The 23,655-nt window shown below is 69.5% G+C and carries 22 protein-coding genes; 4 read left to right on the top strand and 18 right to left on the bottom strand.

Annotated features, from left to right (window positions below; all coding sequences use genetic code 11):
- Positions 1-116: 116 nt before the first annotated feature.
- Entirely contained in the window at positions 117-1,295 is a 1,179-nt protein-coding gene (locus tag QTI68_RS03155) for a metallophosphoesterase (RefSeq protein ID WP_286519618.1), read from the top strand.
- A 3-nt stretch (positions 1,296-1,298) separates the two neighbouring features.
- On the opposite strand, the gene QTI68_RS03150 is transcribed toward QTI68_RS03155, so the two are convergent.
- Entirely contained in the window at positions 1,299-1,796 is a 498-nt protein-coding gene (locus tag QTI68_RS03150) for a polyhydroxyalkanoate granule-associated phasin (RefSeq protein WP_286519616.1), read from the bottom strand.
- 214 nt (positions 1,797-2,010) lie between these two features.
- Between QTI68_RS03150 and QTI68_RS03145 the strand changes: the two genes are divergently transcribed.
- Entirely contained in the window at positions 2,011-2,511 is a 501-nt protein-coding gene (locus QTI68_RS03145) for an acyloxyacyl hydrolase (protein WP_286519615.1), read from the top strand.
- Here the strand turns inward: QTI68_RS03145 and QTI68_RS03140 are convergent.
- The 4 genes from QTI68_RS03140 to QTI68_RS03125 form a co-directional block, all read right to left on the bottom strand.
- The gene (locus tag QTI68_RS03140; RefSeq protein ID WP_286519614.1) at positions 2,453-3,187 is read right to left on the bottom strand and encodes a TIGR03915 family putative DNA repair protein; all 735 of its coding nucleotides are present in this window, start codon (positions 3,185-3,187) and stop codon (positions 2,453-2,455) included. The two genes, QTI68_RS03145 and QTI68_RS03140, sit on opposite strands and share 59 nt — an antisense overlap.
- 95 nt (positions 3,188-3,282) lie before the next feature.
- Positions 3,283-4,254 (bottom strand): lysylphosphatidylglycerol synthase domain-containing protein, encoded by a 972-nt coding sequence (locus QTI68_RS03135; protein WP_286519613.1) that lies wholly within the window; start codon positions 4,252-4,254, stop codon positions 3,283-3,285.
- Complete coding sequence (clsB, locus tag QTI68_RS03130) at positions 4,251-5,510, bottom strand: cardiolipin synthase ClsB (RefSeq protein ID WP_286519612.1); 1,260 nt, start codon at positions 5,508-5,510, stop codon at positions 4,251-4,253. The genes QTI68_RS03135 and clsB overlap by 4 nt, the downstream gene beginning before the upstream one ends.
- Positions 5,507-6,298 (bottom strand): endonuclease/exonuclease/phosphatase family protein, encoded by a 792-nt coding sequence (locus QTI68_RS03125; RefSeq protein ID WP_503011616.1) that lies wholly within the window; start codon positions 6,296-6,298, stop codon positions 5,507-5,509. Before QTI68_RS03125 ends, clsB begins: the two co-directional genes overlap by 4 nt.
- A 201-nt stretch (positions 6,299-6,499) precedes the next feature.
- On the opposite strand from QTI68_RS03125, the gene QTI68_RS03120 reads away from it, so the two are divergent.
- Entirely contained in the window at positions 6,500-6,931 is a 432-nt protein-coding gene (locus QTI68_RS03120) for a serine/threonine protein kinase (RefSeq protein WP_286519610.1), read from the top strand.
- A gap of 61 nt (positions 6,932-6,992) precedes the next feature.
- On the opposite strand, the gene QTI68_RS03115 is transcribed toward QTI68_RS03120, so the two are convergent.
- The 11 genes from QTI68_RS03115 to QTI68_RS03065 form a co-directional block, all read right to left on the bottom strand.
- Positions 6,993-7,556: a Spy/CpxP family protein refolding chaperone gene (locus QTI68_RS03115; protein ID WP_286519609.1), complete on the bottom strand. Its 564-nt coding sequence runs from the start codon at positions 7,554-7,556 to the stop codon at positions 6,993-6,995.
- Between the two features lie 149 nt (positions 7,557-7,705).
- Positions 7,706-8,611 carry a pirin family protein gene (locus QTI68_RS03110; RefSeq protein ID WP_286519608.1) on the bottom strand — a complete coding sequence of 302 codons (906 nt, stop codon included), beginning with the start codon at positions 8,609-8,611 and terminating at the stop codon, positions 7,706-7,708.
- Between the two features lie 48 nt (positions 8,612-8,659).
- Complete coding sequence (locus QTI68_RS03105) at positions 8,660-9,391, bottom strand: aspartate/glutamate racemase family protein (RefSeq protein ID WP_286519607.1); 732 nt, start codon at positions 9,389-9,391, stop codon at positions 8,660-8,662.
- A 15-nt stretch (positions 9,392-9,406) separates the two neighbouring features.
- On the bottom strand, positions 9,407-10,297 hold the full coding sequence (locus QTI68_RS03100) for an ABC transporter permease (protein ID WP_286519606.1): 891 nt from the start codon (positions 10,295-10,297) through the stop codon (positions 9,407-9,409).
- A 1-nt stretch (position 10,298) separates the two neighbouring features.
- Positions 10,299-11,216 (bottom strand): ABC transporter permease, encoded by a 918-nt coding sequence (locus tag QTI68_RS03095; RefSeq protein WP_286519605.1) that lies wholly within the window; start codon positions 11,214-11,216, stop codon positions 10,299-10,301.
- A gap of 7 nt (positions 11,217-11,223) precedes the next feature.
- Complete coding sequence (locus QTI68_RS03090; RefSeq protein WP_286519604.1) at positions 11,224-12,495, bottom strand: ABC transporter substrate-binding protein; 1,272 nt, start codon at positions 12,493-12,495, stop codon at positions 11,224-11,226.
- A 66-nt stretch (positions 12,496-12,561) separates the two neighbouring features.
- Complete coding sequence (locus QTI68_RS03085; protein WP_286519603.1) at positions 12,562-13,674, bottom strand: ABC transporter ATP-binding protein; 1,113 nt, start codon at positions 13,672-13,674, stop codon at positions 12,562-12,564.
- A gap of 88 nt (positions 13,675-13,762) precedes the next feature.
- Positions 13,763-15,043 (bottom strand): biosynthetic peptidoglycan transglycosylase, encoded by a 1,281-nt coding sequence (locus QTI68_RS03080; RefSeq protein WP_286519602.1) that lies wholly within the window; start codon positions 15,041-15,043, stop codon positions 13,763-13,765.
- A 7-nt stretch (positions 15,044-15,050) separates the two neighbouring features.
- Positions 15,051-15,623, bottom strand: a complete 573-nt coding sequence (gene xrtQb / locus QTI68_RS03075; RefSeq protein WP_286519601.1) for an exosortase Q subunit 2 — start codon at positions 15,621-15,623, stop codon at positions 15,051-15,053.
- The gene (xrtQa, locus tag QTI68_RS03070; protein WP_286519600.1) at positions 15,604-16,491 is read right to left on the bottom strand and encodes an exosortase Q; all 888 of its coding nucleotides are present in this window, start codon (positions 16,489-16,491) and stop codon (positions 15,604-15,606) included. The genes xrtQb and xrtQa overlap by 20 nt, the downstream gene beginning before the upstream one ends.
- A gap of 92 nt (positions 16,492-16,583) precedes the next feature.
- On the bottom strand, positions 16,584-18,650 hold the full coding sequence (locus tag QTI68_RS03065) for a VIT and vWA domain-containing protein (RefSeq protein ID WP_286519599.1): 2,067 nt from the start codon (positions 18,648-18,650) through the stop codon (positions 16,584-16,586).
- Positions 18,651-18,855: 205 nt separating this feature from the next.
- Between QTI68_RS03065 and QTI68_RS03060 the strand changes: the two genes are divergently transcribed.
- Complete coding sequence (locus QTI68_RS03060) at positions 18,856-21,225, top strand: penicillin-binding protein 1A (protein ID WP_286519598.1); 2,370 nt, start codon at positions 18,856-18,858, stop codon at positions 21,223-21,225.
- A 264-nt stretch (positions 21,226-21,489) separates the two neighbouring features.
- Here the strand turns inward: QTI68_RS03060 and argE are convergent, their stop codons facing one another.
- Together argE and QTI68_RS03050 are read right to left on the bottom strand one after the other, a co-directional pair.
- Positions 21,490-22,671, bottom strand: coding sequence for an acetylornithine deacetylase (gene argE / locus QTI68_RS03055; protein ID WP_286519597.1), 1,182 nt, complete (start codon positions 22,669-22,671; stop codon positions 21,490-21,492).
- A gap of 18 nt (positions 22,672-22,689) precedes the next feature.
- Positions 22,690-23,649, bottom strand: a complete 960-nt coding sequence (locus QTI68_RS03050; protein WP_286519596.1) for a LysR substrate-binding domain-containing protein — start codon at positions 23,647-23,649, stop codon at positions 22,690-22,692.
- Between the last annotated feature and the right edge of the window lie 6 nt (positions 23,650-23,655).

Below are 23,655 nucleotides of genomic sequence, written 5' to 3'. Positions count from 1 at the left end.
CGCAAGGCCGGCCATGGGAAAATTCAAGGTTGCCCGCGCATGGCACGCACCTTGAATGTGGGTCGTGTCGCTCGCACATGGTGTGTCCGGGCCCAGTCCCGTCTTCCTAGGCCCCGATGCCGCTTCGTCCCCTCGTTCTCCTCACCACGCTGCTGCACGCCTATATCGGGTTGCGGCTGCTGCCCGCGCTGGCGGGCCTGCCCTTGGCGTGGCCGCTGCTGGGATTGGCACTGCTCGTGTCGGCCGTCACCATGCCCCTGCCCTTCGTCGGGATGCGGTCCCGGCGGCGCCAGTTCGCGGACGTCTGGAAATGGATCGGGCTCATCAGCATGGGCTGGTTCTCGTCGTTGCTGGTGCTCACCGTGGTGCGCGATGCCGGCCTGCTGCTCGGCTGGCTCGGTGCGTCCGTGTCCGGGGTGACGCTCGATGGGGCGCGCTGGCAGCTGTGGAGCGCGGCCGCCGTGCCGCTGATGGCCAGCGCGACTTCGCTGGTCGGCTTGCTGAACGCGCGCCGGACGGCGGGCGTGGTGCGCATCGACGTGCCGATCCGCGACCTGCCTTCGGCGCTGAGCGGCTTCACGATCGCGCAGCTCAGCGATATCCATGTCGGGCCGACCATCAAGCGCGGCTACATCCAGCGCATCGTCAATGCGGTCAACGGACTCGGCGCCGACATGATCGCGATCACCGGCGACCTGGTCGACGGCACGGTGGCCGAATTGCGCGATCACATCGCGCCGCTGCAGCAGCTCAAGGCGCGCCACGGGACCTTCGTCGTCACCGGCAACCACGAGTACTACGCCGGGGCGCATGCATGGATCGACGAACTCCGGCGCCTCGGCCTGCGCGTGCTGCTCAACGAGCACGTGGTGCTCCAGACCCGCAACGTGAAGGGCGCGCAGACCGACGAGGAAGTGCTCGAAAGCGCGCTGCTGGTGGCCGGGGTGACCGACTACACCGCCGGCCATTTCGATGCCGCCCACGCCAGCGATCCGCACGGCGCGCTGGCCGATGCGCCCCCGCTGGTGCACACCCGGGTGCTGCTGGCGCACCAGCCGCGCAGCGCGCCCGAGGCCGCTGAAGCGGGCTACCACCTGCAGCTGTCGGGCCACACGCACGGCGGCCAGTTCTTTCCGTGGAACCTGTTCGTGCCGTTGCAGCAGCCGTTCACGGCGGGGCTGCACAAGCTGCACGAGATGTGGGTCTACACCAGCCGCGGGACTGGCTACTGGGGGCCGCCGAAGCGCTTCGGCGCGCCCTCCGAAATCACCTTGCTGCGCCTGCTGCGGGCCTGAGCGTCAGGCCTGCTCGATCGACAGCCGGCGGGCGTTCGAGGTGGTCTTCGCGTGAATCGGCTTGAGGCCGCGCTGGACGATCCGGGCACTCGCGCTCGACAGGTGGTTCACGGCTTCGGCCGAGCGGGTGGCCGCATTGCCGAAGGCTTCGGCATGGCTTACGGCCTGCGCCGGGGTGGTGCTGGTGGCCAGGGAGAACAAGGCCAGGCCGCTGCCCAGCCAGTGCTTCACGGCGCGGTTCACCAGCGCGAACTGGGTGGTGTGAAGCTGGTTGGCCATCGCAGCGCCGGATTCGCTGGCCGCCGCCAGTTTTTCGTGGCCCATGAGCTGGAATTCGGCCAGGTCGACCTCGTTGGGGGACAGGCCCGCCTTGGCCATGCGTTCTGTGCGCATCTGGATCACCGAGCCGGCCGACAGCAGCATCTCGTTGGTCGTCAAGGCCACGTCGACCCACAGCATGAGCGGGTTGAAGAAACGCGTCGAGGAGAAGCTGGGGTTCATGGCTCCACTATAGACCTAGCCGCGCCTTTTTGCTGCAGTGCAGCATCGATTGGGCATGTCTTCCTACAGAGAGAAATGCCACTTATGGGCGAGCACGGGTCTTGCGTTGCTTGTTACATTCGCAATGCAACTCATACTCATACGAATGACTCACTCATCGCGCTGCGTCAGGGCCCTGCTGTGTGCTGCGAGCCTGGCTTTCCCCCTGGCCTCCATGGCCGCTCCCGCAGACGGCACGCCCGGCATCTACATCGATCTCGGGCGCGGCGACGCGGACACGGATTCACTGACCCTCGGCTACGCCATGCCATGGTCATGGCGCGGGTCGCCGGCACCGGGCGGTCCGCTGTCGTTCTATTGGGATTTCTTTATCAGTCAGTGGCGTGCGCCGCTGCCCCCCAATGGGGCGGACAAGCGCAGCTACACGCAGCTCGGTGCGATCGCCAACTGGCGCTGGCGTTTCAATCAGGGCGAGTCGCCGTGGTTCGTCGAGGCCGGCATCGGCGCCACCGTGATGGACCAGCTCTACCGCACGCCCGACCAGGAGTTCAGCACCGCCTTCCAGTTCACGGAGCAACTCGGCGTCGGCCTGAGCCTCGGCGCGCAGGGCGCGCACGAGGTGTCGCTGCGCGTCCAGCACTTCTCGAACGCCGGCATCAAGGAGCCGAACCCGGGCGAGAATTTTGTGCGGGTGCGCTACCTCTATCGCTATTGATGACGGGCTGGCGACGCGCCGCGCGGGCCTCGAAGACGTCGCGGTAGCGGTCCAGGCCGTCGGCCGCCGCGTTCGGTGGCGCGCCGGGCCCGAACTCGAGCATCTGCCCTTGCCAGCGGACGCTGCGTTCGGGCGTCAGGATGGCCCAGCGAAGCTGCGCGAAGCGGCGCGCAAAAAATGGCGCCACGGCTTCCACCACATGGTGGTCGGGATCGAACCAGGCCAGGTAGAGCGCCTCGGCGCCCGGTGCGTCGGCGACGACGCTGAAGTGGATCAGCGTCTTCATCTTGCGCATGTCGCGTCGCACGGCCTGGGCCATGTGCAGCGCCTGGACCCGGTCGCGGTCACGCGGGTCGTGCTGCAGGCCGGGTTCATGCACCAGTCGCCACAGCAGCCGGTAGAGCAGGCCGAAGCGCAGCGGTGCGTTGTGCAGGATGACGGTCTCGCACATCGACATGAAGGAGCGCGGAACCAGCGGATGCGTGATGCCGGCGCTCGCCGCACCGCGCGTGGCGGCGGGGCCGGCCGGCCTCGAGAAGCGCTGCGTCGCGGCCCCGGCGTCGATGACCCAGTCGACCTGGTCGGGCGCGACCAGGGCCGCCAGCAGCGAGCGGGCCTCGCGCCGGAAGCCGTCGGAGTCGATGTTGCCGGCGAGGGTGATGGTGTGCGGGGCCATGGCATCAACTTAGGGCCGCCCCGAGGCTGCACCTGTAGGCGTTCAGGCGTAAAGCGCAGAGGCCTGCGCTGGCGCGGCCGTGGCGCGCCGGACGCTCAGGAAGAGGCGCTCGGCAGCCGCCGCCGGAGCTGCCGGGCCCGCAGCTCGGTGGCCACGTAGGTGAGGGCGGCGAGGATCAGGGGCAGCAGGTAGTAGATCGCCCGGTAGGCCAGCAGCGCGCCGAGCAGCGTGCCCTGCGGCGCCCGGTGGCCGAGCAGCGCGAGGAACACGGCCTCCAGCACACCGAGGCCGCCGGGCACGTGGGTGATGACGCCGGCGACCGCGGCGACCAGCGCCACGGCCAGCACCTCGTGGTAGGGCAGCTGGCGCTGCAGCAGGAGCCAGATCATGCCGCCGATCAGCGACCAGTTCAGCATCGACATCGCGAGCTGGAGCAGCGCCATGCGCAGCGACGGCGTGTCCAGTTCGTGGCCGCGCAGCCGCCAGGTGTGCTGCCGCGCGATCGCGCACAGGCCGAGGTAGGCCGCGCCCCCGGCCAGCAGCAGAGCGCCAAGGATGCGCAGCCCTTCGCCGTCCATCTTCCAGTCGGGCGGCAGCACCATCGGAAAGAAGCAGAACACCGCGCCAGCCAGCACCAGGTACCCCAGCCAGTTGGTCAGCATGCTGAAACCGAGCACCCGCGTGATCGTCAGGTTGTCCAGGCCCAGCCGCGAGTAGAGCCGGTACCTGAAGGCGACGCCGCCGACCAGGGCGCCGAGGTTCAGGTTGAAGGCATAGCTGATGAAGGTGACGCGCATCACGATGCGGGTGCCGAGCCGGTGGCCGGTCATGCGGCGGCCCAGCAGGTCGAAGGTGCTGTAGAGCAGGTGGCTGCAGGCTGCAAGCGCCGCGGCCGCCAGCAGCGCCGGCCGTGGAATGGCGCGCAGCGCGTCGAGCACCTCGTTCCAGTCGATCGTGCGGGCCTGTCGCACGACCAGCGCCAGCACCGCCGCGAAGAACAGCCAGGCCCCGACGCGTTTCACCAGCCGCCAGCCGCCGGCGGCCGGTGCCTGTACCTGGGCCTTCATGCCGCGTCCGTCCGCGTGGCGCCGCCGCCCTGGGGCAGGGGTGTGTCGAGCGGCTCCAGCTTCGGCGCGTGGCGCGGCAGCCAGCCGACCCAGGAGGGGTACCAGCGCAGCAGGTGGAAGATGAAGAAGCTGCGCACCAGCCGCCAGCTGCTCCACTCGTCGAGATCGGAGGCCTCGATCCGCTTGCAGCTGTTCTGCATCAGCGCGTCGAGCCGCTCCCACAGCGTCTGGTTGAAGCCCCGGTCGCGCACGATCACGTTGGCTTCGAGGTTGAGCGACAGGCTCAGCGGGTCGAGGTTGCTCGAGCCGACGGTGCTCCAGCGCTCGTCCACCAGCGCCACCTTGCCGTGCAGCGGGCGCTCGCAATATTCGTAGATCCGCACGCCGGCATGCAGCAGGTGGTGATAGAGCATGCTGGCCGCCACCTTGACGATCGGCATGTCGGGCTCGCCCTGAAGGATCAGCCGCACGTCGACGCCGCGCCGGGCGGCACGGCGCAGCTCCTTGATGAGGCGGTAGCCGGGAAAGAAATAGGCGTTGGCGATCACGATGCGTTGGCGGGCGCTGCGGATGGCCGCGAGGTAGTGGCGCTCGATGTCGTTGGTGTGGCGCCGATTGTCGCGGGTGACGAATTGCGCCGCGGCCTCGCCCGTGGGCGCGTTGTCGTCTTGCGCGGAGGCTCGGATGCGGCGCCGGAACCAGCCTGCGCCCTTGCCGCCGACCGCGATCGCCTGCAGCACGAAGCGATGGATCTCGGAGACGATCGGGCCGGTCAGCTCGACCGCGTAGTCCTGCTTCGCCTTGGGGCCGAAGTCGAGCAGGTGGTCGGCCGAATAGTTGATGCCGCCGACGAAGGCCAGCGTGCCGTCGACCACCACGATCTTGCGGTGCATGCGCCGGAAGACGTTGAGCCGCTGGCCGAAGATGCGCTTGCCGGGATCGAACACCCGCACCTTGACGCCCGCCGCGATCAGGCCGGCGATGAAGCCGGGCGACAGCGAGGGCGAGCCGAAGCCGTCGATCATCAGGTCGACCTTGACGCCGCGCCGGGCCGCCGCGCTCAGCGCCGCGTGCAGCTGCTCGCCGACCTTGTCCTCGAACAGGATGAAGGTCTCGACGATCACCTCGCGCCGGGCTTCGCCGATGGCCTCGAACACGCGCGGAAAGAACTGCTCGCCGTTTTCCAGCAGCGCGACGCGGTTGCCGTCGGTCCAGCGCCGGCCGGCGGCGGCCGTGTCGGGGGTGTCGCTGCTCACAGCGCGATCTCCGCCACCAGCGGGGCATGGTCCGACAGGTGCGACCAAGGCCGGCGCGGCAGCACCACCGGTGAATGGACGCGGGCGTTGCGCACGTAGATGCGGTCCAGCGACAGCAGCGGGAAGCGGGCGGGAAAGGTTCGCGCCGCGCTGCCATGGGCCTGCACGAAGACCTCGCTCAGCGAAGCCCCCTGGGCGAGGATCTGGTGGGCGCGGCCGCGCCAGTCGTTGAAATCGCCGGCGACGATCAGGGGTGCATCGGCCGGCACCTCGTCGCGCACGATGTGGCACAGCAGCTCGAGCTGCTGCAGGCGGTGGGTCTCGGCCAGCCCCAGGTGGGCGCAGATCACGTGGACGTCGATCGGCCGCGCCGGCAGCCGCAGCACGCAGTGCAGCAGGCCCCGCTTCTCGGGCCCGACGATCGAGACGTCGTGGTTGCGATAGTGGACGATCGGGAACTTCGACAGCACGGCGTTGCCGTGGTGTCCCTTGGGATACACCGCGTTGCGGCCGTAGGCGAACTGCGGCCACATGGTGTCGGCCAGGAATTCGTAGTGCGGTGCCTCGGGCCAGTTGTCGACCTTGCGCGAGTGGCGCGAGTGGGTGCCCAGCACCTCCTGCAGGAACACCACGTCGGCGCCCACCGTGCGCACCGCATCGCGCAGCTCCGGCAGGATGAACTTGCGGTTCAGCGCCGTGAAGCCCTTGTGGGTGTTCACGGTCATGACCTTGAGCGAGGTCGCCGGCGCGGCGGTGGCGCCCGTATGCAGGGGAGGCTTCACAAGCATGGTTGTAAGCCGGGCCAGGCGCCGTGGCTGTAGGAACGGACCACCTCCTGCGACGGCCTTCGCTCAAGGGGGCATGGCGCCTACAGGCAGCCCGGCCGCAGCCCCACATGGCGGCCGCCCGTGCCCTTCTACGGTGCATCCAGAGCTTGAAGCAAAGGGCTCGACTTGTTCAACGAACGACCCAGAGAGACAGGAGCCATCATGAAGCAACGAATCGTCGCCACCACCGTCCTCGCCGGCCTGATGGGCATGGCGGGCCTCGCCATGGCCCAGGGCACCACCGTGGTCCCGGCCCAGCCCGACCCCGCGGTGGCGGGCCAGGCCAGCACCAGGACCCCGGCGGGGGTCGCCAATCCGACCCAACGGCCGGACGGCAGCAACCCGGCCTCGCGCGAGGTGGTGAAGTCGGAAGCCCGGATCCACAACCGCAGCAACGCCACCAACAACGTGCCCAAGGGCGAGGCGACGACCACGGTGAATCACCAGCCCAACGCGATTCCGGCGCCGACCGGCGAGAGGTCTCGCATCGAAGTGAGCCAGACAGGCCGGAAGGTGAAGCCGCATTTCGGCGAAAAGGGCGAGCGGCCTGAAGTGCCCACCAACCCGACCGACAAGACCGGCACGCCGAAGTAGGCGGCCGAATGAAAAAAGCCCCGGCACGTGGGTGCCGGGGGCTTTGCCGCGGAGGACAGGATCAGCCCTTGGCGGGCGGCGGGGCCGGGTGGTGGTGGTGGTCGCCAGGACCGCCCGCACCGCGGGGGCCGAAGCGTTGCATCGATTCGGCATCGAAGGTCTTCTGCTGCTCCGGCGACAAGGCGGCATAGAAGCTGCGCGTGGCATCGGCGCGCTTGGCGAACATCGCGCTGCGCTCGGCCTGGCGCGCCTGCATCTTGTCGAGGCGCTGGGGCGTCGTCAGCTTGGCGAACTCGGCGCGATCGGCATCCGGCTGGCCTGCCGGGCGGGCCGGGGGCTGCTGGGCGGTGGTGAAGCTGTTCCAGGCGCCTTCCTGGGCCGGGGTCAGCTTGAGCTTTTCCTTCAGGGCCGCCAGCCGCTGGGCCCGGTGGGCCTGCATGCGCTCGAAGCGTTCGGCGCGGTCGGCCTCATGGCGCTGCGGCTTGGCCGGCGCCTGGGCCCCTGGCTGGGCGGCGGCGGCCGGCGGGGGAGCCGTCAGCGGCGCCTGTGCGAAGGCACCGGACGAGGCGAAGGTGGCCGAGGCCAGCAGACCGGCCCAGAGAAGGCTTTTGCGAGACGGGATCATGAGAGTGCTTCCTTTCGAAGAAGCCTGCCGCCGATGGGCAGCAGGTGAGAGGAAGTCTGGCGCCGCCATGTATCGCGATCGTGAGCCCGGGGTGAGGTCTGGTAAAGAAGCATGAACCGCGGGCGCTCGCGACTCGCCCTCCCGTGCGGTCAGCCGAGCTTGCCGTTCTGGAAGTCGTGCACCGCCTGGGTGACCTGCTCGCGCGTGTTCATGACGAACGGCCCGTACTGGGCGATCGGCTCGTGCAGCGGCTTGCCGGCGATGAGCAGCGCGCGCGCCGGGCTGTGGTTCGAGGCCGGCGCCCGCAGCACCACGCCATCGCTGCCGGGCTCGTTGGCCAGGATCGCCATGCGCTTGGTCGGGATCTCGGCGCTGCCGATGTAGAGCGACTCGCGGAACACGTAGACCAGCGCGTTGCGGTCGTCCAGCAGCGGCTGGGCGAACTCGGCCCCGGGCGGCAGCGTGATGTCGAGGTAGAGCGGCTCGGTGTGTTCCCGCTGGACCGCGCCATGGACGGCGTGGCTGACGCCCGCGATGACGCGCACGTGGACGCCGGCCGGGGTGATGAACTCCGGGATCTCGGGACTCTGGATGTCGCGATACCAGGGCTCGCGCATCTTGTCCTTGGCCGGCAGGTTGAGCCACAGCTGGAAGCCTTCCATGAGGCCTTCCTCCTGCTCGGGCAGCTCGCTGTGCACCAGGCCACTTCCGGCGGTCATCCACTGCACGCCGCCGTTCGACAGCAGGCCTTCGTGGCCGGCGCTGTCGCGGTGGCGCATGCGCCCGGAGATCATGTAGGTCACGGTCTCGAAGCCGCGGTGGGGGTGGCTCGGGAAGCCGCCGATGTAGTCGCCCGGGTTGTCGCTGCTGAACGCATCGAGCATCAGGTAGGGATCGAGCCGCTGCTGCAGCGGCTGGTGCAGCACGCGCGTGAGCTTGACGCCGTCGCCGTCGCTGGTCGAGACGCCGGCGACGATCTGGTCGATGCCGCGCGGCTGGGAGAGCGACAGCGGCTCGACCGCGGGGGACGGATGGGCGTGGGAGGTGGTGCTCATCCTGGCATGGTGGCACGGTCGGGGCGACCGCGCTGGCGGTGGGGCCAGTCAGCCCAGCGACTCGAGCTCCCAGGACACGTTCTGCCAAGCCACGCCGAAACCCGGGGGCATGGCCGCCGTCTCGCCGCCGCGGACGGCCTCGAGCGCCCACTCGCCGCCGGCGCTGACGCTGTCGATCAGCGGCACCGGCACCGAAGCGGCGAAATCGACCGCCATGCCCGCCAGGCCGGCACCGCCGAGGATCACCGCCTGGGCCTGGAAGCGGGTCGCGGCCTCGCGGCAAGCCTCGGCCAGCAGGCGGCGGGCGCCGACCGGGTCCTGGGCCAACTGGGCGCCGCTGGGCGCCACCGTGTGGATGCCGGCCAGCGACGCCGCGAAGCCGAGCGAGGACGCCAGCCGATCGAGCATCGGCCGCCAGCGTTCGCCGCCGGTCACGATGGCGAAGCGGCCGTGCCGGGCGGCCGCTGCGAAGGCTGCCTCGGCCAGCCCCCCGACCGGTACGCCGGCGCCGTCGCGCAGGGCAAACAGGCCCGGGTCGCCGAAGCAGCCGATCAGGATCGCGTCGGGCCGCTCGCCGTGCGCATGGGCGCTGGCCCAGGCATCGAGGACCGCATGCTGCGCCACCGCGTAGGTGGCCTCGCTGGCGATGTACGGCGCGCCGAACCGCGCGGTGAGCGTGTGCACCGCCAGGGCCCCCTCCAGTTGCTCCTGCAGGTGCTGCTGGAGCAGCGCGCTCACCGAGGCCGAGGTGTTCGGGTTGATGACCAGCAGCCGCTTCATGGTGGACCGCGGGCGTCAGCGGCGCCGCGTCGAACGCCGCCCCAGCAGCGCCGCCGACCCCAGCGCGATCGCCATCACGGCGAACGACACGACGGTGGTCACCGTGCCGAGTGCGTAGATCGATGGCGTGGTCACGGTCGAGGTCAGCGCCTGCAGCTCGAGCGGCAGCGTGTTGACGTCGCCGATGGCTTGCGAGGTGCGCGCGATCTCGTCCCAGCTCAGCGTGAAGCCGAACATGCCGATGCCGACCACCGACGGCCCGATCAGCGGCAGCACCACGTGCAGGAAGCTCTGCCAGGGCGTGGCGCCGAGGTCGCGCGCGGCTTCTTCGTAGGCCGGATTGAAGCGGTTGAAGACCGCGAACATGATCAGGAGGCCGAAGGGCAGCGTCCAGGTCAGGTGGGCGCCGAGGGCCGAGGTGAGCAGCCCGAGCGCGGTGCCGTAGTTCTCGAGCAGGCCCTCGGCGCCGATCGCGCCGAGCGCGCACTTGAGGCCGGTGTCGAGCAGGCGGAACTGCAGCCCGATGCCCAGCGACACGATGATCGACGGCATGATCAGGCTCGCCACCGTGACGAAGAAGAGGGCGTTGCCGCCCTTGAGCCGCTTGCGGAACGCCAGCCCGGCCAGCACCGACAGCACCACCGTGAAGCCCATCACCACCGCGCCGAGCATCAGCGAGCGGCCGAAGGCGGCGCCGATGTCGACCGTGCCCAGGCCCTCGGCGAGCTTGCGGAACCAGTGCAGCGAGACGCCGCGCAGCGGAAAGGTGAGGCCGCCCTCGGGGCCCTGGAAGCTCAGCACGAAGATGGTGATCATCGGGCCGTAGAGGAAGACCACGAACAGCGCGAAGACCAGGGCCAGGGGCCAGAAGCCGGCGCTGCGCTGTTCACCAATCCGATGGCTCAACTCAGAGCTCCTTCCGGATGTCGACCAGCCGCGTGAGGCCCCAGATGATCATCAGCACCACCGCCAGCAGGATCATCGCGTTGGCGGCTGCCAGCGGGAACTGCAGGTAGGAGGTCTGGACCTGGATGATCTTGCCGACCGAGGCGATCTGCTGGCCGCCCATCACGCCGATGGTGACGAAGTCGCCCATCACGATCGTGATGACGAAGATCGAGCCGATCAGAATGCCGGTGCGCGACAGCGGCACGATCACGTTCCACAGCGTCTGCCAACCCGAGGCGCCGGAGTCGTTGGCGGCTTCGAGCAGCGAGCGGTCGATGCGCATCATCGAGTTGAAGATCGGCACGATCATGAACATCGTGTAGAGGTGCACGAAGGCCAGCACCACCGAGAAGTCCGAGAACAGCAGCCACTCGACCGGCGCGTCGACCAGGCCCAGGCCCATGAGCCCCTTGTTCACCAGCCCGTTGCGGCCCAGCAGCGGCACCCACGAGATCATGCGGATCACGTTGGAGGTCCAGAACGGCACCGTGCACAGCACGAACAGCAGCGTCTGCATGCCCGGCGAGCGCACGTGGAAAGCCAGGAAGTAGGCCACCGAGAAACCGATCAGGAGCGTGATGCCCCAGACCAGCAGGCAGAACTTGAGCGTGCTGAGGTAGGTCGACAAGGTGACGCAGAGGTCGCCGTTGTCGGTGAGGTGCGAACAGCCCTCGAAGATCGCGAAGTAGTTGCGCGGCGAGATCGCCGGAATCAACTCGTACTCGTTGAAGTTCCACAGGCTGACCATCGCGATCAGCGCCAGCGGGATCAGGAAGAACAACAGGAACACCAGCGCGAACGGCGCCGCCTGCCACCAGGCCTTGACGGCGTGGGCAGGCAGCAAGGTCGCGTGGCTGGTGGTCGAGGGCGCGCTCATCCTGTCGTCATGCAGCCACGAACTCGTTCCACTTTCGCACCATGTATTCGTTCTCGTCCATCACGGCGTTCCAGCAGGCGATGCCGCCCATGCGCTCCTCGTAGCTGCCGCCGTCGCGCACCGCGCCGACCTTGGCGATGACGTCGCCCTGCGGGCTCTTGATGTCCTGCGCGGCGGGCTTGCCTTCCATCCAGTAGGCCCACTCGTAGGGTTCCATCTTGGCCTTGGCGGTTTCCAGCACGGCGCTGTAGTAGCCCTGGCGGTTCAGGTAGGCACCGGCCCAGCCGTCGAGGAACCAGTTGATGAATTCGTAGGCGCCGTCGAGCTTCTTGCCCGACAGGGTGGCCGGCAGGCCGAAGCCCGAGGCCCAGGCGCGATAGCCTTCCTTGAGCGGCTGGAAGGTGCAGGCGATGCCCTTGCTGCGCACTGCGGTCACGGCCGGCGACCACATCGACTGGATCACCACCTCGCCCGAGGACATCAGGTTGACCGACTCGTTGAAGTCCTTCCACAAGGCCCGGAACTGCCCGGCCTTCTTGGCCTCGATCAAGGTCTTGATCGTCAGGTCGATCTCGGCCTTGGTCATGTTGCCCTTGTCGGCGTACTTGTGGATGCCCTTGGCCTCGACCACCATCGCCGCGTCCATGATGCCGATCGACGGGATGTTCAAGATTGCCGCCTTGCCCTTGAACTCGGGGTTCAACAGCTCGGCCCAGGAGCCGATCGGCCGCTTGATGAGGTCGGGCCGGATGCCCAGCGTGTCGGCGTTGTAGGTGGTCGGGATCAGCGACATGAACTGCGTCGGCGTCTTCGAGAAGGCCTTGCTCTTCTCGCCCTCGAGGAAGATCACCTTGATCGGCGCCGTGCCCTGGTCGCCGACTTTCTTGCCGGCGACCTCGCCCTTGGTGAACAGCGATGTGATCTTGTCGGCGTTCTTGACGCGCTTGGTGTCGATGCCCTTGAGGTTGCCGGTCGGCACGATCTTCTTCAGCGAGAAGTACTCGGTGTCGATCAGGTCGAAGCTGTTCGGCGCGGTCACGGCGCGCTTGGTGACGTCGTCGGTGGTGACGGCCACGTACTGGATCTCGATGCCGGTGTCGGCCTTGAACTTCTCGGCGATCGCCTTGTCCTGGTTGACCGCGGTGCCGAGGTAGCGCAGCACGATCTTCTCCTGCGCATGGATGGCCGGGAAGACACCCGCCGCGAGGATGCCCGCCGTGCCCTGCAGCAGCGTGCGGCGCTGTACGCCGAGGGTCGGGGTTTCGATTTTTTTGGACATGGGAGGTCTCCTGAGAGGCGGTGGTGAAGAAAAGGGGGGAGAGGCCGGGGCCGGTCGCGGGCGCTGTCAGGCCGCCATCGCCGCCAGGGCCGCCAGCGGCGCGCGTCGCGGCGGCGACGTACCGCCGCCGCGTGCTTCGGGGCGCGTGGCGCCGGGGCCCAGCGTCCGGGCATCGGACTCGGCCCACGAGACGCGCACGCTGTCGCCGACCTCGTAGCTGCGGCCGGCGAATTCCTGCTCGGACAGCAGCACCGAGATGCCGCTCTGCTCCGGCTGCACGCCGGTCAGGCGCAGGCCGAGCAGCACGTAGGTGCCCTGGTATTCGACGTCGGTGACCTGCGCGGCCAGCCCCGGCTCGCCCGCCGCGCCGGTGGCCGGCGCGATCCGCGTGTGGTCGTTGCGCACCGCAACCTTGCCGTCGTCCAGCGCGAACACGTTGTGGCCGCCCATGAAGCGCGCCACGAACTCGCTCGCCGGATGGTTGTAGACCTCGTGCGGCGAGCCGACCTGCTCGATCAGGCCGTTGTTCATCACCACCATGGTGTCGGCCAGCGCCATCGCCTCTTCCTGCGAATGGGTGACGTGGATGAAGGTCAGGCCCAGCTCCTTCTGCCAGCGCCGCAGCTCGGCGCGCATCTGGATCCGCAGGAAGGGGTCGAGCGCCGACAGCGGCTCGTCGAGCAGCAGCACGCGCGGCTCGGTGATCAGGGCCCGCGCCAGCGCCACGCGCTGCTGCTGGCCGCCCGACAGCTCGCCCGGCTTGCGCCCGGCCAGGTGGCCCATCGCGACCCGCTCGAGCAGGTTGCCGGCGCGCTTGTGGCGCTCGCTCTTGGAGACGCCCTTCATCTTGAGGCTGAAGGCGACGTTGTCGAGCGCCGACAGGTGCGGAAACAGCGCGAAGCTCTGGAACATCATCGCCGTGCCGCGCGCCGCGGCCGGCAGGTTGGTGATGTTGCGGTTGTCCAGCAGGATGTCGCCGCCGGAGGCCGATTCGTGGCCCGCCACCATCCGCAGCGTCGTGCTCTTGCCGCAGCCGGACGGACCGAGCAGGCAGCAGTAGCTGCCGCTGGCGATCCGCAGGTCGATCTGGTCGACGGCGGGCGGCGTGCCGGCGGCGTAGCGCTTGCTCAGCGCGACGATTTCAACAGCTGCGGGCGGGGGGGCGGTGACAGCATCCATTGGGGATGCCATCGCAAGACATGTGCCAGCGAAGAAGCGGGTGGCGGGCCCTCTCGCTGCGCCGACTTGGTGCGCGGCGCCGGTTGCGTCAAGGTGGTGCGAAGCGGGCCGTGGCGACGCTGCGCAACAGGGCATCGCGCTGCGCCTTGCTGATGCCGCGCACCCCGTCGGCCACCCATTTGGCCCGGTCGAGGTTGATGTTGCCCTCTTGCTGCCACTTGCGCACGGCCAGGGCCGGGTTGTTGAGCATGGCCGCCAGCCAGACCGCCTGCACCGGCTCGAGGTTGCGCGCCGGGCGCTTGAAATAGGTGCGCGCCGCGGCATCGGCGCCGCAAATCCGGGCGCCCCAGGGGGCGTTGTCGAGGTAGAGCTGGAGGATCCGCGCCTTGCCCAGCGTCTGTTCCATCTCGACCGCATACAGCAGCTCGCGCAGCTTGCGGTCGGCGCTCTGTTCGCCGCCGGTCACGAGGATCTTGGCCAGCTGCTGGCTCAGGGTGCTGCCCCCGCGTTCGGCCTTGGAGGCCTTCTGATTGACCTCCAGCGAGGCCGCCAGCTCGGTCATGTCGTAGCCCGGATGGGTGAAGAAGCGCTGGTCCTCGGCCGCGATCACCGCGCGCGCCAGCCAGCTGTCGGTGCCGAGCCGGCTCGGGGCGCCGCAGGTGGTGCGTGCGTTGGCGAGGGTCTCGGTGCCCAGCCCGTCGACCGTGAAGTCGGCGATGCGCGGCTGCACCGCGAAGGTGCCGGCGGGCAGGCCGACCTGGGCGCCCAGCGCCAGCGTGCCGCCGATCCGGGCGCGCTGCAGTTCGGCCAGATCGGGCGCCAGCACGGTGTACCAGCGCGCGATCGGCGTCTCGGGGACCTGGATGTCGATGTGCAGGGCTTGCTGCGTCAGCCGCCCGGTCCAGCGTCCGCGCAGGATGCCGTCGTCGGTGCGGCCGTCGACCGCCAGCGGCCGGGCCGGCGGCGCGGCTTCGAGCGTGCCGCTCAGCATGCCGGCGTCGCGGCGCACCGTCGCGCGCAGGCTGTCGAGCCGGATCGGCGCCTTGCCCAGGGCCGGGACCGTGGCGCTGCAGGGCGCGCAGTCGAGCTCCAGGGTCTCGCTGGCGGCGTTCCAGCCGAAGCGGACCGGGCCGTGGGCGGTGTCCAGCGTGCGGCCGGCCAGCCAGGGGGCGAACCAGGAGGAGGTGGCCAGGCGGATCGCGGTCGGCACGCCGACGTCGACGGCCACCGGGCCGGCCTGGAAGCGGGCCGGCCATTCGTCGCGGCCCGGTGCCAGCGCCAGCTTCAGGATCAGGAACACCGCGACCGCCGCCGTCAAAACCAGGGCCAGGGTCGCGAACAGCAGGTAAACCAGCGCTTTCTTCAGCAAATCACTCTCACTCGATCGGTTTCGCCAAGGTGACGGCTTGCCAGGGGCCGTTCGAGCGGCCACTGGCCGCCGCCCAGTACCAGGCTGAAGTGTCGGTGAAAGCGCCGCCCTCGGCGTCGACGATACGCTCGCAGACCCGGATTTTTCGACCGCCGGTGCGCTCGGCGACGAAACAGCGCCACAGTCGCTCGTGCAGGTCGCGCTCCAGCCGGGCCTGGGCGATGCTGTAGCCCAGCGCGCGGTAGCAGTCGGCGGCCGGATGCAGCATGCGCGTCGGCGCGTTCACCTGGCGCAGCACCAGCACCTGCTGGCCGTCGGTCAGGCGCGCCATGCTGCCCGGGAAGCGCTCGGCAAAGCGGTGTTCGACCTCGCTCAGGGCCAGCGGGCGCAGCGGCGCGCCGTCCCATTCGCTCGGCCATTCGTGGAAGACCGAGGCGGCCGTGGCCGGCGGCGCCCGATGCAGCGCCGCGCTGCCCGACCAGGCCAGGCAGAGCAGCATGGCGAAGCCGAACAGGGCCTTGTGCAGCATGCGATGCACCAGGCGGTTGGCGAAGCAGCGGTCAAGCACGGTGATCGCCATGGCGGTCTCCCCGGGAATGGTTCATGACCCAGGCGATGCCGCCGCAGACCGCCGCCAGCAAGGCCAGGCCGAAGGCGTCGTGCAACCACGGCGGCGGCGCCTGGCCGGCCGCCTCCAGGGCCACCAGCAGGCTGTTGCGCACGATGTTGCCGGCCAGCACCAGCAGGCCGACCGCCGGCAGCCGGGCCAGGAATGCGCGGTTGTCGCGCAGCGCCCAGAGCGCGACCACGCAGGCCGTGAAGTAGCCGAACCAGGCCATCTGGACGCCCGAGCAGGGCGCGTCGACGATCACCAGCCGGCCATCGATCCAGAGGCTGCTGCCCTCGCGCGCGACCTCGAAGCCCGGCGCCAGCAGCCAGCGGCTGGCCTCGGCCGTGACGACGCGCAGCGGGTAGCCGGCATAGAACTGCAGCGAAGAGAGCAGCGGCAGCGCCAGCACCGCCAGCCCGGCGACCGGCGCCGCAGGCACCTCGCGCGGCAGGAAGGCCAGCAGCGCGCAGGCCAGCGCGGCCATGGCCAGCAGCGCGGCGGCAAGTGGCGGCAGCGGCGGCACCGGGCCGATCCCGGTGCGGCCCAGGGTGGCGGCCAGGGTCGCCAGGGCGGCCAGCGCCAGCCAGCCGAGGCGCGGCGCCGCGCGCAGTCCGTGCCGCAGCATGAACACCAGCAGCGCCAGCGCCGCGATCGCCAGCAGGCCGAGCGGATCGTCGGAGCGGTCCAGCATGCGCCGCGCCATCCAGGCCCAGGTGGGGGCCAGGGCAGCGGCCTGGAGCGCGAGCCAGGCGAGGGCGGGCAGGCGGTCGAGTTGGATGCCGGCTTCGAAGAGGCGGGGGTGGCGGGTGGCTAGGGAGGTTGGGGAGGTCAGGGTCATGGTGGTGCTTTTTCTGATCAGTTGAGGACAGAGCAAAACTGCTTCGCAGTTCTTGGTCTGTCCCGCAAGGTCTCAGGAGGTCCCGCAAGGTCTCAGGAAGTCAACCTCCGCCTGTCGTTGCGCCGCGCACGGCGCCTCAGCATCGCCAGCATCGACAGCACCACCGCGATCGCGCCCAGCGTCTCGGGCTCGGGTGTGCTCGGCACTTCGGCGCCCAGGCCCTGGCCGAGCGCGCTCTCGGCTACACCCTGGGGCAATGGCTGCGGCTGGTCGACACCGGCGGCGTTCTGCGGCGCCGGGTTGCGCACCACGCGGTCGATGGCGATGAAGCTGGTGTATTGCGTGAGCAGGCCGTAGCGCAGGCCCAGCTCGGTGATGCGCTGGCGCAGCGCGTCGCCGCCTTCGAGCGCCTCCTGGTCGGACAGGCTGGCGATGCGATGCCGCGCCCACAGGCTGCGCAGGGCGGCCGCGTCGCGGCGCGCCTCCGGGTCGATCTTCAGCGCCTGCCGGTAGGGGCCCTCGGCGCCGCGGCCCTCGACCACGAGCCGGCCGCGGGCTTCGCCGCGCCACTTGCCGAACACGATCACCGGGCGTTCGCCGAGCACGTCGGGCAGCACCGCCGGCTCGACGTCGTAGACGTCGAGGCCCTCGAAGCGCGCCTTCACCTGGGTCAGCACCGGCGACTCCACCATGCGGCGGAAGCGCGCGGCCTGCTCGGGCGCCTGGACCGGATCGGTGATCACGAAGGGCTCGCCCATGCCGGCGCGTGCCAGGCCTTCCATCAGGTGGCGATTGACCGAGGAGCCGATGCCGAAGGCGAACAGGTTGGCGTGGCCCAGGTTCTTGCGCACCAGCTCGAAGGCCTCGCGCTCGACCGTGACATAGCCGTCGGTCACCACCACCAGCGTGCGCGAGACGCCCTCGGCCTTCGGCTCGGCATAGGCGCGCTGCAGGGCCGGGATCAGCTCGGTGCTGCCGCTGCCGCCGTAGTTCTGGATCGTCGCCAGGGCCTGCGCGATGTTGGCGCGGGTGGCCGGCACCGAGTGCGGCGACAGCATGCGGTTGCTGCCCGAGAACAGCAGCACGTTGAAGGTGTCGCTGGGCCGCAGGCCGCCGATCAGGCGCTCCAGCATGGCCTTCGCAGTGTCGAGCGGAAAGCCGTGCATCGAGCCCGAGATATCGACCACGAAGATGTAGTCGCGTGGCGAGATGGCGTTCGCTGCCACCGATTTCGGCGGCTCGACCATGGCGAGGAAGAAGTTCTCGGCGCCGTCGCCCTGGCCCTGGTAGAGCATCAGCCCGGACTGGACCCGATCGCCGGCGAGCCGGTAGTCGAGCACGAAGTCGCGGTTGTCCGCGGCGCCGCTGCCGGGCGCCAGCGTGACGTCGGCATGGGCGTCGCCGTCGCGCCGTGCAAGCGAGATCGCGTGCGTCTGCGAGCGCACCTCCTGCAGCGCCATCGGCATGTCGAGCGCGACCTTCAGCTTGAAGGCGGTGCTCGGCGCAACCCCCGCGCGCAGCGTGGGCTGCGCCACCCAGCGCGCCTGCGCGTTCTCCGACTGCGGGCTGTTGTAGCGCGGCCCGACCACTGTCGGATAGACGAACTGGTAGTTGCCGCCCTGCGGCACCAGCAGCTCGGTGTAGCGCAGCGCCACCCGGACCTCGTCGCCCGGAAGGATGTTGGCGACATTCATCTGGAACACGTTGGGCAGGTGCTGCTCGAGCAGCGCGGCGGTCTTGCCTTCCTTCTTCGCGGCGTCGTAGTCGATGCGCGCCTGCGCCTTCTCGCGGATCTGCGCCGTGATCAGGCGCTCGCCGATGCGCACCTGAAGCGCGCCGACCGCGGCCCGGGTCGAGCCCGGGAACACATAGCGCGCCTCGATCGCCCGCTGGCCTTCGTTGCGGTAGGTCTGCGTGACCGTGACGTCGGCGATCACCCCGGAGATCCTGACGTCCACCTCGGTCCCCTTGAGCGGCAGGCGATCGAGCTCGGGGTCGTCGCTCTTGACGAAGAAATACGGGCTCTCGGTCCTGGCGCGCGGGCCCGGCGCTTCCTGCGCATGCAGCGGCCGCACGCTCAGCGCGAGGAAGCTGGCGACGGCCAGTGTCAGGGTGACGAGCCAGAGCCGTCGGCCGGGGCGGTAGAGGGGGGCGTCCATGGTGTTTTTCCTTCTCCTTCTCGTGCGAACTTGCACGGGAGCCACTGTCCGGAGCGAGCGAGAAGCCAGTGGGAAGGCCGTTCGAAGTCCGGCGGCGCGAAAACAGCCTTGTGTGAAGCCTGTGTGAAGTCCTGCGAACAGGGGCTTCACACGGGCATCGCCCGGATGGGGAACCATCGCGCCCTGTTCCTGCTCCCTCCTTGCCATGACTTCTCCGTCCGAAACCCCCTCCCGCGCACCCGGCTGGCGCCGTCCGGTCGCCTGGATCGCCGCGCTGTCGGCCGGCACCGTGGTCGTGCTGGCGATCGCCGGCGGCATCGCGGTGGCCACCATCTACCCGCGGCTGCCCGACATCTCCGAGCTGTCGGACTACCAGCCCAAGCAGCCGCTGCGGGTCTATTCGGCCGACGGCGCGCTGATCGGCGAGTTCGGCGAGGAGCGCCGCAACCTGACACCCTTCGCGCAGATTCCGCAGGTCATGAAGGACGCCGTGCTGGCGGTCGAGGACGCGCGCTTCTACGAACACGGAGGGGTCGACTACAAGGGCTTCGCGCGCGCCGCGCTGGCCAGCCTGCAGGGCGGCCGCAAGCAGGGCGCCTCGACCATCACGATGCAGGTCGCGCGCAACGTCTACCTGAGCTCGGAGCGCACCGTGCAGCGCAAGACCTGGGAGATCCTGCTGGCGATGCGCATGGAGCGCCAGCTCACGAAGGACCAGATCCTCGAGATCTACCTGAACCAGATCTACCTGGGCAACCGCGCCTACGGCTTCGCGGCGGCCGCCGAGACCTATTTCGGCAAGCCGCTGGCGGACATCACCGTGGCCGAGGCCGCCATGCTGGCCGGCCTGCCGAAGGCGCCGGGCACCAACAACCCGGTGGCGAATCCGCGCCGCGCGCGGGCCCGCCAGCTCTACGTGATCGACCGCATGCAGGAGACCGGCTTCATCACCGCCGCGCAGGCCGATGCGGCGCGCCGCGAACCGCTGCAGCTGCGCGACGCCGCGGACCCGTCGCGGCTGCATGCCGAGTACGTGGCCGAGACCGTGCGCCAGATGATGCATGCGCAGTACGGCGACAGCATCTACACCAGCGGGCTCAAGGTGACGACCTCGCTGGTCGCGGCCGAGCAGCAGGCGGCCTACCGGTCGCTGCGCCGCGGCATCATGGACTACGAGCGGCGCCAGCCCTATCGCGGGCCCGAGGCCTTCGTCGACCTGCCCGACGACCCGAAGGCACTCGACGACGCGGTCGACGATGCGCTGGCCGAGCACCCGGACAACGGCGATCTGGTGGCCGCCGTGGTGCTGCAGGCGAGCGCCCGCGAGGTCCGTGCAGTGCGCGCCAACGGCGAGACGCTGCAGATCGCCGGCGAGGGGCTCAGGCCCGCGCAGTCGGGGCTGGCCGAAAAGGCGGCGCGCAACATCCGGATCCGGCCGGGCGCGGTGATCCGCGTGGCGCGCACGCCGAAGAACGCCTGGGAGATCACGCAGCTGCCCGAGGTCGAGGGCGCCTTCGTGGCGCTGGACCCGCGCAGCGGCGCGATCCAGGCGCTGGTGGGCGGCTTCGACTACGGCAAGAACAAGTTCAACCACGTGACGCAGGCCTGGCGCCAGCCGGGCTCGAGCTTCAAGCCCTTCATTTATTCGGCCGCGCTCGAGAAGGGCTTCACGCCGGCCACGGTGGTCAACGATGCGCCGCTGTTCTTCGAGGCCGGCGCCGGCGGCACGGCCTGGGAGCCGAAGAACTACGACGGCGGCTACGACGGCCCGATCACCTTGCGGCGCGCGCTGCAGCAGTCGAAGAACCTGGTCACGCTGCGCGTCATGCAGTCGATCGGCGCCGGCTATGCGCAGGACTGGGTCACGCGCTTCGGCTTCGAGCGCGAGAAGCAGCCTGCCAACCTGCCGATGGCGCTGGGTGCCGGCTCGGTGACGCCGATGCAGATGGCTGCCGGCTATGCGGTGTTCGCCAACGGTGGCTTTCGCGTCAATCCCTACCTGGTGACGCGGGTCACCGACGCCCGCGGCAAGATCCTGATGGAGACCGAGCCGCCGGTGCTCGACGAGGCCCGGCGCGCGATCCCCGAGCGCAATGCGTTCATGATGGATTCGCTGCTGCAGAGCGTGGTGAAGGGCGGCACCGCGTCGCGCGCCTACCAGGCGATCCGGCGCGACGACCTGTACGGCAAGACCGGCACCACCAACGATTCGTTCGACACCTGGTTCGCCGGTTTCCAGCCGACCCGCGTGGGCATCGCCTGGGTCGGCTATGACACGCCGCGCCAGCTCGGCGTGCGCGGCGAGACCGGCGGCAGCCTGAGCCTGCCGATCTGGACCGGCTACATGCAGGCGGCGCTCAAGGGCGTGCCGGTGGCTCCGCTGAAGGCGCCCGACGGCGTGCTGCAGGTCGACGGCGAGTGGTACTTCGACGACTATGCGCCGGGGCACGGCGTGGCCAGCCTGGGGCTCGACCCCGCGCTGGCGCCGCTGCCGGCCGAGGACCTGGCCGGCGCGCAGGTGGCGCCCCCGGCGGCGCCGGCGGAGCGCAACCGCATCCTCGACTTCTTCAGGTAGGGCCTGTTCACACTACTTCCGGGGATCGCGTTGTCGAGCAAAGGGGCTGGATGCAAGGCGCCCGCGCGCAGCAAGGCTTGCGCCTTGCAAGCGCGGGCAACGCCGCAGACGGCCCCTTTGCTCGGCAACCCGAAGGGAAGGTATGCCAGGGCGCGCCACTCCGCGTTGCGCTCCTTGCATGTGCCAACGCACATGCGGCGTCGCGCGCCTTGATTGGCCCGCCCTGGCATACCTTCGCGACCCCGGAAGTAGGGTGAACAGGCCCTAGCGGCAGAGGAAGTCGACGAGCGCGGCCATCATCCGGTCGCAGGCCTCGATCTGCGACAGTTCCACGTACTCGTCGGCCTTGTGCGCCACCTCGATGCTGCCGGGGCCGCAGATCAGCACCGGGGTTTCGTGCCAGCTCTGCTTGAACAAGCCGCCTTCGCTGCCGAAATCGACCTTGGTGCAGCGGGTGCCGGGAGGCAGCAAGCCGCTGAGCAGGCGCACTGCCTCCGAGTCCTCGGGCGTGCTCAGGCTGGGATAGCTGTTGGTCAGCTGGATGCCCGGCAGGGGGGCCTCGGGATGCACCGCATCGGCCGCCACGCGTTCGACCAGGCGCTGCAGCACGCGCGCCAGGATCTCCTCGGGCTGGTCCTCGGAGACATGGCGGATCTCGAAGCTGAGCTCGCATTCGCTGGGCACGATGTTCAGCGCCCGGCCGCCCTGGATCACGCCGACGTGGACCGTGGAGTAGGGCACGCCGTAGCCCTCCTCGCGCGGGCCGGTTTCGGAGAGTTCGCGCTGCACCTCGCGCACCGACGCGACCAGGTCGCTCGCCATGTGGATGGCGTTGACGAACCGGGGCGCCAGGCCCGAATGGCCGGCCTGGCCGCAGCAGACCGCCCGGTAGGCGGCCTTGCCCTTGTGACCGGTGCCGATGCGCATCAGCGTGGGCTCGCCGACGATGCAAAGGTGGGGCGCGGGAAGCTGCTTCTCGAGCCGGCGCAGCAGGTGGCGAACGCCGACGCAGCCGATCTCCTCGTCGAAGGACAGGGCCAGCTGCAGGGGCCGCGTCAGCGGCCTGCGGGCAGCCGCCACCATGGCGACGACCGCGCAGGCGACGAAGCCCTTCATGTCGGCCGCGCCGCGACCGTAGATGCGGCCGTCCTTGTGCGTGGCTTCGAAGGGCGGCGAGGTCCAGGGCTGGCCGTCCACCGGCACCACGTCGGTGTGGCCGGAGAGCAGCACGCCGGGCACGCCTTGCGGGCCCACCGTGGCGAACAGGTTGGTCCGGCTGGCGTCCTGCGGGTCGGGCGCAAGGATCGATTCGATGCCGGCCTGCGCCAGGATCTCCTGCACCTTGTGGATGAGCCCGATGTTCGGTTTCAGGGACACCGAGGGGAAGGCGATCAGGGTTTCCAGCAGCGAGATGCTGGAGATGCTTGCAGAACTTGCTTGATCCATGGCGATGTGTGGGGCGCTTCAGGGCGCCGTGATGTGGGGGTCGAAGAAGCTCGCCGCGCTCATGCCGGGGATGTACTGGTCGGAGATGTAGGCACGGCAGCGCTCCATGAAGACGCGGGTCAGTCGCGACTGCTTCATCGGCTTGTAGGTCGCCAGGCCCAACTGCATCGGGCGATGGGTGCCGGCCAGGCGCACGCGCACCATGCGCTTGCCGTCGAGCGCCTGGTTCGATTTGGGCCGCACGTTGAACAGGGCATAGCCGATGCCGTTGGCCACCATGGACCGCACCACTTCCTCGGAGCGCGAGCGCGCCACGATATTCGGCGTGACGCCGGACTTGGCGAACAGCGAGGTGAAATACTCCCGGCTCATCGGCAGATCCAGCAGCACGTAGGGCTGGCCCGCCAGGTCCTCGAAGGTGACGGCCTTCTCCTGCGCCAGGGGATGCAGTTCGCTCACCAGCACATAGGGCGGCAGCGTCGCCAGGGTTTCGAACTCGATGTCCTCGCCCAGGTGCAGGTCGTAGGTGATCGCCAGGTCGATCTCGAGCGCGCGCAGCTTGTTCATCAGGACCACCTGGTCGCCTTCGACCAGCTCCACGTCCACCGACTCGAACGCGCGCGAAAACCCGAAGATGACCTCGGGTGCGATCATGGCGGTGAGCGACTGGAAGCTGCCCACCCGCAAGGCGCCCTGCATGACATCGCTCGAGTCCGAGGCGATTTCATACAGGCGGGAGGACTGGTCGAGCACGTCCTCGCACTGCTTCAGCACCAGGGTGCCGATGGCGGTCAGGCCCAGCCCCTTGGAAGGATGGCGGACGAACAACTGCACGTTCAGTTCGGATTCGAGATGCGCAATGGCCGCGGAGATCGAGGGCGAGGAGATATGGATCTGCGCCGACGCGGCGGCGATGCTGCCATGCGTCGCGGTGGCGACGAAATACTCCATCTGACGCAGGGAAACGCGGTTGAGCATGTCGAG

Origin of the sequence: Variovorax sp. J31P207 (assembly GCF_030316965.1) — a bacterium.
GTDB classification, from domain to species: Bacteria; Pseudomonadota; Gammaproteobacteria; order Burkholderiales; family Burkholderiaceae_C; genus Variovorax; species Variovorax ginsengisoli_B.
The sequence above is the reverse complement of the archived record's forward strand: the minus strand, read 5'-3'. Positions and strand labels throughout refer to the sequence as shown.